This is a genomic window from Vibrio sp. V42_P2S4T144 (genome assembly GCF_009904715.1).
Lineage (GTDB): Bacteria > Pseudomonadota > Gammaproteobacteria > Enterobacterales > Vibrionaceae > Vibrio > Vibrio alginolyticus.
This window is the reverse complement of sequence record NZ_WXWS01000568.1, coordinates 1-11586: the sequence shown is the minus strand read 5'-3', so window position 1 is coordinate 11586 and position 11586 is coordinate 1. Positions and strand designations below refer to the sequence as shown.

Genomic DNA, 11586 nt, shown 5'->3' with positions numbered 1-11586 from the left:
GGTTTATAGCCTAAACGACTACAAATAGCACAAAAATACAGCAAAACAAGTCATGTTACAGAAATGAAAAGTCATTTATTCTAATTTTGAATTTAAAAAGCAGTTCGATCCACCAGTTCAGAAACAAACATTGACCGTATCAACTTATTTTCTACTTCGGGGTTGTGCCAATAGCCCTATGTTCGTTAGGGTAACAACACGCCAAGGCAAACGTATTCCTTGGTATTTTTTCGTCATTAAGGATCACCCATGTCAGCAACTGCGCAATTACAATTCGCTTTAAAACGCCCATCTGGCGTTGCTGCTGCGATCCTCCTGCTCTCTCTGAAACTGATTCAGAGCTGACAGGCTATATCTAAACTTTCTGTCAGCTTGAGAAGAAGCTGACGGGAACACCACATACTCCTCCCATTCCTTTCAGTTTCTTCCAAGCAAAACATAAGAGGAATAACAATGTTAAGCGCACGCAATATCGCCGCTTTGGGCTTCATGACTTTCGCCATGTATTTAGGCGCGGGTAACCTGATCTTCCCTCCATTTTTGGGTTATCAAGCAGGTGAAAACTTTCTGAGCGGGATGTCTGGCTTCCTCTTAACGGGCGTAGGTCTGCCTGCGATGGCACTGGTGATGGTGGCTATCGTAAACGGTTCAGACAAATTAACCGCTGCCCTACCTAAACCTTTGGCGACCAGTTTTTGGGTAATGGTATTTATCGTGATTGGCCCTGCGTTCGTAATCCCACGTGCGATTACCGTCGCTTACCAATTTAGCTTTGCACCAATGTTTGGTGATGCCACTTTGGTGCCTTTCACTATTGCCTTCTGTGCTATCACCATTCTATTTGCCCTATATCCGGGTAAATTGGTCGACAACCTAGGCAAGATCTTAACGCCTGCATTAATGGGTATCTTGATCATCATGTCTGTGACTGCTTTGGTTGCTCCTGCAGGTGAGCTAACTTCCGCAACAGGACCATACGTATCTGGCGCATTTGCTGAAGGCTTAACCCAAGGCTACATGACCATGGATGCATTAGGTTCTATCGGTTTTGGTTGGATCATCTTCCGCGCGATTCGCAGCATGGGTGTGGATTGCCCGAAAGCCACCGCAAAATACACGCTAATCGCAGCTTTGATGTACGCGGTTGCCATGGCGTTTGTTTACATCTCATTGGCTTACATTGGTTCGACAAGCTCATACTTGGGTTCTGAGTTCAGCAATGGTGGCGACATATTAACGGCATTCACCTTCAGCCACTTCGGCGCATTTGGTTCACTATTACTAGGTGCCGTGATGGTATTGGCGTGTTTGACTACTGCTATCGGCGTAACCACAGCAGGCAGTGAGTTTTACGACAACACCTTCAGCAAAGTGAACTACAAAGGCTGCGTTATCACGACCATGGTATTGGCAGGTTTAATCGCCAACGTAGGTCTGGAGCAACTATTGGCTATCACATTACCAGCGGTTGTGGCGCTTCACCCAGTAGCGATTGCGTTGATGATCATGGCACCGGTGCGCAACAAGATGTCGCAAATCATGGTCGTCGCGACGGCGTTCACTGCTCTAACGTTTGGTTGTGTTGATGCGCTGCACATCCTAGGTTACATGCCAAGTTCCACTGATGAGTGGATGGGTAATTACATGCCTCTGTACAATGACTTTGCTAGCTGGATTGTGCCTAGCGTAATTATGATGATTGTTGGTCTGCTGTTTACGACGAAAACCAACCAAACCGAACAATTCGAGCTGGTGAATGAATAGCCGTTTAACATAAGACATCGCTCAATAAGTGCGTTACTATGTAGCTCGCTTATTGATATCAGGCAAAGGAGTTGCCTGAATGAAAGATTGATATGGGTCGCCTATGGATAATCAGTATCTAGACATCAGAACACTGAACTTTATCGTTATTCTGTTCTCTTGCATTTACTCTATTAGTCTGCTTTGTTATCAATACACTCAGGGTAGAGTCAAAGGCTTAAAAACCTTCTCGATATCACTACTGTTTATTGGTTTAGGCCCTTTTTTACTTGGCTTTAGAGGCTCTGCGCCAGACTGGCTGACCATCGTCATAGCCAACACTCTCATATTAGTCGGCTTCTTGCTTACGCTATATAGCGTAAGCATTTTTCGTCAATATCCTTTAAAATTGGCTCACTGTCTCACCTTGTTAACACCTGTTTTTAGTGGTTCATTTTACTATTTCACCTTCCATGACCCTTCTATCAAAAGCCGTATTATTTATCTGAGCACGTATATTTGTATCGTCACCTTCTTTAGTGGTGTCGCCATGCTTAAAGGTACCCAAAAGGACTTAAAGCTCCCTGTTAAAGCAATGGCTTACTCTTTCTTTGGATTTAGTTTTTTTATGGGATTTAGGGCGCTTTGGAGTACTTTTTCAGGTGAGTTACCAAGTTTTATGGTCGCAGGCCTTATCCATCAGCTGACTTTCTTATTTAGCATCTGCCTGATCGTTGCTTTGAGCTTTAGTATGCTGTGGTTAATTAACGGACGCTTGGTGCAATCCATTAATGCTCTCTCTCATTTAGATGCACTCACAGGGCTATATAATCGTCGAGCCATGGAAGAAATCGTTCCAAACTTGGTTAGTAAAGCACATAAAAAAAACCAAGCAATCAGCATTATTATGACTGATGTCGACAAGTTCAAAGCGATTAATGATCACTATGGTCACACGGTTGGCGACTCCGTCATGGCAACGATCTCCACTATTTTTAAAAAGCATCTTCCTGAGTCAGCCTGCATTGTGCGATTTGGTGGTGACGAGTTCATGATTGTTTTGCTCGAAAAAGCACAGCAAGCCAAAATTTTCGCAGAGCAAATTCGCCTTGCGGTCGAAACTGAAACCGCTTTGCAATCATTTAAAACTGAAGTGACCATGAGCTTTGGTATCAGTCAGTTATCTGAGGGGCAATCACTTCAAGAGGCGCTTGCTGAAGCAGACGAAGCGCTATATAGCTCTAAACATACAGGAAGGAACCTCGTTACCTTGTTTGGAGAAGGTAAAGACCTAAATTATAAGTTTGTCCCAGCTCCTGCCAAAAGCGCATAACATGTTTGTTATGCCAGTGATTTCGAATTAGCTAGAAATCGCACTAAGTATAGTCGGAGCGATTCAAACCAAACTTCTGCATCTTTTGGTTAAGGGTTCGACGTGGTAAATCCAACTCCTGCATCACCTCATTGATGCGTCCATGATGCCTGACTAAAGAATCATGCAGCACTTTACGCTCAAAATTATGTAGCTGAATCGCCAACGGAACGCCTGCTTGTGTCTCTTCGGTTGTAGAAGATGGTCGACTGGAGAGAATTTCCATCACGGAGACGGTTTCATCCAGAGCAAAACGCATTGCTACATTTCTAAGCTCACGCACGTTACCGGGCCAAGCGTAAGCAAGAATGGCTTTTCTATCGGCTTCACTCAGCGGACGACTCTCAGGGTTACTTTTCAGGGCAAAGTGTTCGAACAAGATCAACGCGTCTTCTTCTCGCTCACGTAGCGGAGGCAAATAGATCTGCGCCACATTAAGACGATAGTACAAATCCTGACGAAACTCGTCATGCTCATTGAGATCTTCTTTCGCGGCGGCGATCACTCTTAAATCAACCGAGATCTGTTGGTTACCCCCAACGCGCTCAACCGTATGTTCCTGTAATGAACGCAACACTTTCACCTGCATAGACAGTGGCATACTCTCGATTTCATCAAAGAATAAAGTGCCTTTATCCGCGTATTCCAACTTACCAATGCGCTTTTTACCCGCTCCGGTAAATGCCCCTGCTTCATGTCCAAACAGCTCACTTTCAAACAGGTTCTCAGGAATAGCGCCACAGTTGATTGGCACAAAATGATAGGATCTGCGTTGGCTTTCATTATGCAAACTGGTCGCCACCAGCTCTTTACCACAACCTGTTTCGCCGTAAATGATCACGTTAGTATCAATGCGTGCTAACTTGGCAACTTGTTCTCTAAGCTGTTGCATCACACGGCTTCGGCCAATCAGCACTTCTTCTAAGCCGCTAACGCTAGATAGATACTCTTGGCGATCTTGAGTAGACGTTTGTGCGCGATAACTCTCGACCGCATCGGTCACTCGCTGGGATAGGCGCTCAGGTTGGAAAGGTTTCTCGATAAAATCGAACGCACCGTTTTGCAACGCCCCAACTGCCATATCGACATCACCATGTCCGGTGATCAAAATAACTGGCGTTGGGATGTGATTAGCAATCAGGCTTTCTAGTATCGACAAGCCGTCGGTGTCCGGCAGGCGAACATCACTGACAATCGCATCAAATTCTTGGCTAAGAATGGCCGCTTTCCCCTCTTCTCCTAAACTGAATGCGGTCACGTCGAACCCCGCCAGTTGCAGCCACTGACTGGTAGCCTGACGAACAATGTCATCGTCTTCGATAAGTGCAATTTTAGGGGTGTCGTCAAAAGCCATGAGTTACTACCGTAGGTGGAATAGAAATCGCTCTTTGCTAACGGTAGCAAAAACCACTGAGGAGAAAAGGAGCTAGATCTCACTTCTTGCTTACAAGTCTTTAACATCCAACCAGTTAGGCGCACTCTTTAATGACTCTCGGTGAGAACGCACTAGCTGAACGGAGTCAGTATGCAGCGCAAAAGGAATGGCAAAACGTGGCTTGTGGTCGTAATTGCAACAGTGCTGATGTTGTCTTGTTATAGCGCCAGCAGAGAGGTTGCTCGTCAATGGTTGAGCGTACAAACTCAAACCGAAGCTCAACAAAAACTGCTCGACTATATCGGTGAAGTTCGCCGTGCACTCAAACGCTTCTATCACTTGCCTTACCTTGTCACCAATAATCCGGAAACCATCGCGTTTGTAAAAGGAAACCGGACTTATTACGAGCCATTGCAAACCCAACTGACTCAGCTAGATAAAGCCGCCAATACGGAAGGTTGGCTAATCCTGTCTAACTCTGGCGAAGTATTGGTCTCGAGTTTAATCGAAGAGCGCTTTAGCCTATCTGACCGAAAAGCCATTGTGGAACAAATTCACAATCAAGGCGGCGGTGTTTCCTTGGTGAACAAAACCAAAGGTTCGAGTCCGTTGTATTATCTTGCAGCCCCTATCTACGACGGTCTGGATATAGCAGGCATTGTGGTGGTGCAAATCAACCTCAGCTTATTGACCGAACAGACTATTACTAGCCAAGACATCATTACGTTGCAAAATCGCCAGCAACGCTTTTTCCTATCGAGCAGCTCGCTCTATAACGCTGACTGGTTTAACGAACCGAGCAACACCGTTCAGTTAGAAACGCAGCGCTTATACGACAACACCAATATCAGTGTGTGGACGCTCAACCAGCAACGCTATTTTGCACACACCGTTAAATTGGATGATTTGAATTGGTACGTCAGCTACCTCACCCCTTCTAAGCCGATTCAACAAACCATCAACGTGATTGGTTGGAGCGTAGCGGCGCTGCTCTTGTTAGTTGTATTACTCGTCATCATTGGTCTACAACGTCGCCAAAAGCACATCAATCAACAGCGAATTCAAGCTCTGTTGGAAGAGTCTCAACGCCGCTTGAAGCAGATGATCAATAAGACCCACGTTGGTTTGCTATTGATTGATGAACAAGGTCAACTGTTCGATCTCAACCCAATGGCGAAGCGTTTGTTCTGCTTGCCAGAAAGCGTCAATCGACACGCTTTTGCTTGGGAGTTATTCGATGCAGGCAATCCTAATTCCACCACACTTAAGTTGCTCAAGGACTTACCTAAACATAAAGAGCTCGCAGAGATCAGTACGGTCGAAACCATTGCCAGACGCAGCGATGGAAGCGTCTTCCCTGTCCTGTTCTCGCTAACCAGTTTCCCTTGGCATGGCGAGCAGTATTTCCTTGCAACGATCATCGACATCAGCAAGCGGAAAAAAGCCGAACAGTCACTGCAACAGGTCAACCAAGAACTGGCACAACGGGTTGAAGAGCGAACTCAAGCACTAAAAGAGGCGCAAAGCCAGTTGATTGAATCGAGCAAAATGGCCGCCTTAGGTCGCATGTCGAGCGCGGTTACTCATGAGCTCAATCAGCCACTGACAGGCTTGCGTACCCTGCTCACAACAAATGAACTGTTAGCAGAACGTGGCGAAACCGAGATGATGAAAGCCAACAACGTATTGGTGCAGAAGCTGATTGATCGCATGGCAAGCATGACCAGCCAGTTAAAGACGTTCGCCTATAACAAACCAGAAAGCCTACAAGCAATTTCTCTTACCTCCGCACTCGAAGAAACCCTACGCGTTTATCAAACCCAATTAGACAAAGTGGATGTGCGTGTTCGTGTTCCTCATGACTTACCTAATATCATGGGTGAAGAACAACGACTGCTTCAGGTGCTCGGTAATCTTGTCTCGAATGCGCTAGACGCAATGAACCATACCACCAACCCGCAGCTCAGCTTGATCGTCAACCCAACCGACAATCAGGTCGAACTGATCGTCAGTGATAATGGCTGCGGCGTGTCGAATGAGATGCTTGAATCCATGTTCGAACCCTTCCAAACCTCAAAGAAAATTGGTGAAGGATTGGGGCTGGGTTTAGCGATTACGGCCAACAATATGCGTGATATGAACGGACAAATTACCGTGCATAAGAATGAACAAAATGGGCTGACTTTCACTCTATTGTTCAAATCAGCCTAGGTTGATATTGATTACAAAATCATCATTAGAACTAAGCATCCCCGCTGTTTTAGAAAAATACGATCTCGATACAAGTATCGAGGTGTCTCCTACACTATTCTCAAGCAATAAATCCACAAACATTTCCTAAATATAAAGAGTGAGAAACATGATTAAGTTTCCTGAACATTTTCTTTGGGGTGGTGCCATTGCTGCAAACCAAGTAGAAGGGGCGTACAACCTTGGGGGTAAAGGGTTATCGACATCAGACATGCTGCCAAACGGTATTTTGAGTCCGCATCAAACCCGTGAAGAACGTACACCGGGTATCAAAGACGTGGCGATCGACTTCTACAATCGCTACCCAGAAGACATTGCTCTATTTAAAGAGATGGGCTTTAACTGTCTGCGCCTATCTTTAGCTTGGAGCCGCATCTTCCCGAACGGGGACGAGTTAGAACCGAACGAAGAAGGTTTGGCGTTCTACGATAAAATTTTTGACGAACTTGCCGAGCACAACATCCAACCTTTCGTGACCTTATCTCACTACGAAATGCCTTACGCACTGGTTGAAAACTATGGCGGTTGGGGCGATCGTCGCGTCATCGAATTCTTCGAACGTTATGCTCGCACCGTGCTGGAACGCTACAAAGACAAAGTGAAGCTGTGGTTAACCTTCAACGAAATCAACATGTCTCTACACGCACCATTTACTGGTGTTGGTTTGCAAGAAGACGCCAATGAACAAGAGATTTACCAAGCGATTCACCACCAGCTAGTCGCAAACGCAAAAGCGGTAAAACTGTGTCAGCAAATCGTACCAAACGGCAAGATTGGTAACATGCTGCTTGGCGCAATCAACTACCCATACACCTGTAATCCTGATGACGTGCTGGCAGCAATGCATGAAAACAACAAGTGGTTGTTCTTCGGTGATGTGCAAACACGTGGTCAGTACCCTGGCTACATGAAGCGTTACTTCCGTGAAAACGGCATCGAAATTCAGATGGAAGCAGGCGACTTAGAAGAAATTGCATCGGCAAGTGTCGATTTCATCTCATTCAGCTACTACGCAAGTGGCTGTGCAAGTGCAGACCCGAAACAGAAGGAAGTAGGTAACATCGTCGATAGCGTACCAAACCCATATCTTGAGAAGAGCCAATGGGGTTGGTTGATCGATCCAAAAGGCCTTCGCGTTCTGCTGAACTTCCTTCACGATCGCTACCAAAAGCCACTGTTCGTCGTAGAAAACGGCTTAGGTGCACGTGATGAAATCGATGAAAACGGTGAGATTCAAGATGATTACCGCATCGCTTACTTGAACGACCATCTTGTACAAGCACATGAAGCAATTTTGGATGGCGTTGAGCTGATGGGCTTCACCAGTTGGGGACCAATCGATTTGGTCGCAAACTCAACCGCTGAGATGAGCAAACGTTACGGCTTTATCTATGTCGATCGTCATGATGATGGGCAAGGAACGCTAGAACGTAAACGCAAGAAAAGCTTTTTCTGGTATCAAGACGTGATTCGTACTTCAGGCGGTTCATTGAAAAGCTAAGCCTGTTGTCTAGGTATAAAGTGCAACTAGGCATTCGCCTAAACCATCAAGCCCTGCAATTGCAGGGCTTGAATTTTAAGGTGTTTATTCATTTAGAGATTAAACTGCAATCTCTCCACCGTCTTCACGTCGAATAACCACTGTCGCCGCTCGTGGGCGCACAGAAACACCAGCAGGCGTTTCTTCGGCTGCATCTTCACTGTATGGCCAGTTGCCTGGGTGCTGAATATTCACAAACAATGATTTGTAATCAGGGCTGATGGTAAAGCCTGTTACTTCACAACCATTTGGTCCGACAAAGAAGCGTTTCAATTCAGCTTGATTATCCGCACCAATCACAGCTTGATCACCATTCTCATCTGTTAGCTTAGATGGAACAACAGCCAACATTTGATCATTGGTGTAAGACGTGACTTCATCTGCGCCGTTATCAGTCTGAATCCACAAAATACCACGGCCATCAAACGCTAATCCGTCTGGGCTCGCAAACTGGTTTAACTCATTCAAGCCAGAACGGTTGGTATCTGCATCACCATTTGCTGGCGAACCAAACACAAAGATATCCCAAGTAAAGTCAGTTGCTGAAGCACCTTCATCCCAACGAATAACATGACCAAACTTATTATTCAAACGTGGATTCGCAGGGTTGGTTTCATCTGTACGGCGCGTATTGTTCGTCAATGTTAAATATACTGAACCCGTGAATGGATCAACCGTACACCACTCTGGTCGATCCATTGGTGTTGCCCCAACTAAATCCGCCGCACCCGCAGTATTGATGATAATTTCAGCCAGTGAATCAAAGTGATCCGCTAACGTACCACCAGCGGTTGTTACGCTATCAAGCGTTAATGGTAACCAAGTACCTGTGCTGTCTTCATTGAAGCGCGCCACATACAGTGTGCCTTCGTCCATGTACTTGTCACCCATCGCCAAGCGGTTATCAGGGTTAGCATCTGCTGGATCCCACGCTGCCGCAGATTCAAATTTGTATAGGTATTCAAAGCGAGAATCGTGACCAGAATAAAATACCACTGGTTTGCCTTCTTCAAGCTTACCGAAAGTACAGCCCTCGTGACGGAAACGACCTAGCGCAGTACGTTTCTTCGCACGTGAGTTTTGCGTGTAAGGGTCAATCTCGACAATGTAACCGTGACCATTGGCTTCATTACGGTAATCATCCATCGCACTTGCTCCTGTTGGAGCCACATTAAAGCGAGAGAACTCATCAAGACGCTCTTCTGAATTTCCTGCTAATGTCTCCCACAAGTAGCGTGTACTTTGATCATCGACACCAATGCGATCTTGCTCTTCTGTACGAGTCCCGGCATTAACAAAGTAACCTGGCCAGTTCTCTTCACACGTTAAGTACGTGCCCCACGGCGTGTAGCCGTTGCCACAGTTGTTTAACGTACCACGCGCTTGGCTGCCATCTGGTGAGAAACGAGTGACAGTTAAAGATGTGTGGGCTACCGGGCCAGACAAATCCATGACTGTCGCACCAGTATAACGACGGTTTAGTGGGTCGGTATCAACCAACTTCCACATGTTGTCTTCCAGTTGAATGCGAACCACTGATACACCGTGCGCGTTAATCTCTTTGCGCACTTCATCTACAATGGTACGTACGCCATTTTCAACCGTCGGACCGTTTGGATGCAGTGCTGATGTGTCGATGTACTCGTGGTTAATACATAGCAAGCCATCTGTAGTGCTATCGTTCAATGGGAAAAAATGTATGCCGTCATGGTGCATGCCTAGCGCATTTAACTGATCGGTACTGGTGTTGGTACCATCATTTTGCCATGCGCTGCCTTGTGCATTAAGTGGTGTTCCCCAAGGTACTAGTACTTGTGCGGTGTAGCCTTGTGGAATTGAAACTGCGTCAGTTAGTGAGCCAGGGATAGATTCAAAGTTAAGAACGGCTTTAGATGCGCCCGAACCACTGCTTACTGTACTCCCTGAGTCAGACGAGTTACAACCAGCCAATCCGAAAGCACCAAACGCTGTCATCGCACTGATACCTAAACCACCTTTCAGAATGCTGCGTCGAGATAGGCTCGCTTCTAATACTTCTTCAAATGGTTTGTTTTCACTTTGGTTATAACGCGTCGCGTCAAAGGTTTCCTTGCTCATTTTTACTTTCCCGATCTTATAGTTTAATTAATAAATAAGTGATTAGTTGAACGGCAAGAAGTTTGGATAAGAAAAATGACAAAAGTGCTTAAAACATATGAAACTTGTGTTTCAACAATACTGCAAACTAAACCAACACAGCTAACGAAGCAATTAAATTCTGGTCACATAATCACCAACTGTATCGCTTCATTCTGATTTTACTTGGGCTAAAGTGTGATAGAAGGTATAAGGTGTACGAAATCAAATCATCTACGAGAGATAATCATGAAATTAGACAAGATCGATAACAAGAGCCGTCGTATCCGTAAAAAGCTGTTCTTAGGTGAGTTCGCAATCCTAGGTTTCGAGATCAGCTGTGAAACAGACATTAACGACTTCGACCGTTACGATGCATTCGTTGATGACTTTATCGACTACATTGACGAGCTTGGTCTTTGCTTCGGTGGCGGTGGTCTAGAACTGTTTGAAGGCTTCCTATGTTCTACTGACCGTTACGGCAGTGCGACTGAAGAACAGAAAGCGCAAGTTATCAAATGGTTAGAAGCACGCCCAGAAGTGAAAAGCGCGCAAGCGGGCGAACTAGTTGACGCCAACTACCTGTAACTAAAGGGCAACCTGTAATACGCAGAGCTCAATAAATGGTAGAGAAAGCTGGTCTTAAGACTGGCTTTTTTATTTTTTGAAGAATGTGATAGTAAATTAGGGTGCTTGGGAAGTTGCGCGGAGTGATTGTGGCGTTTTTGAGCTGGCAATCAACGGGAAACTGCGTTCCACAGCCAGCTCGTGCCTTTAGGTATAATTAACTATGATTTTTTAGCTGGTGCGTCTTTCGTGTCTTTCCAGTATTGAATACGCACACGATGTAGCTGAGCTCTTCTAGTCTTTTTCATAGTAAAGTCCCTCATCTTATATAAGTAACGCTCCTCATGGAGCTTATTGTCTAAGGTCGTATCCCCTTCAATCTATAAGGGAATCAATCATTTAACCGTGACCAATTTCACAACATAATGATAATTACCGATTTCTTGCAGCCTGTTTTTACTGGCAAACGGCATATTATCTATCTGACACAGTTAACTTACTCACCAGATATGACAGAAAAATGGCAATCAAGTTCCCTACTTATACTGTCATTGAATCTTAATAAGGATTAACAAGGTGGGCATTTCAGATTTACCATACTGTTTATAAAAACCGCAAGAATTT

Annotated in this window: 7 protein-coding genes; 5 read left to right on the top strand and 2 right to left on the bottom strand. The window is 45.3% G+C overall.

What is annotated here, in order from left to right; genetic code table 11:
- Positions 1 to 453: 453 nt before the first annotated feature.
- Both brnQ and CAG68_RS18915 read left to right on the top strand, forming a co-directional pair.
- A complete protein-coding gene (gene brnQ / locus CAG68_RS18920; RefSeq protein WP_161441507.1) occupies positions 454 to 1764 on the top strand; it encodes a branched-chain amino acid transport system II carrier protein in 1311 nt (436 codons plus the stop codon).
- A 103-nt stretch (positions 1765 to 1867) separates the two neighbouring features.
- Positions 1868 to 3076 carry a GGDEF domain-containing protein gene (locus CAG68_RS18915; RefSeq protein WP_064354483.1) on the top strand — a complete coding sequence of 403 codons (1209 nt, stop codon included), beginning with the start codon at positions 1868 to 1870 and terminating at the stop codon, positions 3074 to 3076.
- Positions 3077 to 3119: 43 nt separating this feature from the next.
- Here the strand turns inward: CAG68_RS18915 and CAG68_RS18910 are convergent, their stop codons facing one another.
- A complete protein-coding gene (locus CAG68_RS18910) occupies positions 3120 to 4469 on the bottom strand; it encodes a sigma-54-dependent transcriptional regulator (RefSeq protein ID WP_064354482.1) in 1350 nt (449 codons plus the stop codon).
- Between the two features lie 171 nt (positions 4470 to 4640).
- Here CAG68_RS18910 and CAG68_RS18905 point away from each other — a divergent pair, with 171 nt between their 5' ends.
- Both CAG68_RS18905 and CAG68_RS18900 read left to right on the top strand, forming a co-directional pair.
- On the top strand, positions 4641 to 6701 hold the full coding sequence (locus tag CAG68_RS18905) for a sensor histidine kinase (RefSeq protein ID WP_161441506.1): 2061 nt from the start codon (positions 4641 to 4643) through the stop codon (positions 6699 to 6701).
- A gap of 148 nt (positions 6702 to 6849) precedes the next feature.
- Entirely contained in the window at positions 6850 to 8241 is a 1392-nt protein-coding gene (locus CAG68_RS18900; RefSeq protein WP_025768058.1) for a glycoside hydrolase family 1 protein, read from the top strand.
- 99 nt (positions 8242 to 8340) lie between these two features.
- On the opposite strand, the gene CAG68_RS18895 is transcribed toward CAG68_RS18900, so the two are convergent.
- Positions 8341 to 10377 (bottom strand): alkaline phosphatase PhoX, encoded by a 2037-nt coding sequence (locus CAG68_RS18895; RefSeq protein ID WP_161441505.1) that lies wholly within the window; start codon positions 10375 to 10377, stop codon positions 8341 to 8343.
- Positions 10378 to 10644: 267 nt separating this feature from the next.
- Between CAG68_RS18895 and CAG68_RS18890 the strand changes: the two genes are divergently transcribed.
- Positions 10645 to 10983: a YggL family protein gene (locus tag CAG68_RS18890; RefSeq protein WP_005374208.1), complete on the top strand. Its 339-nt coding sequence runs from the start codon at positions 10645 to 10647 to the stop codon at positions 10981 to 10983.
- Positions 10984 to 11586 lie beyond the last annotated feature (603 nt).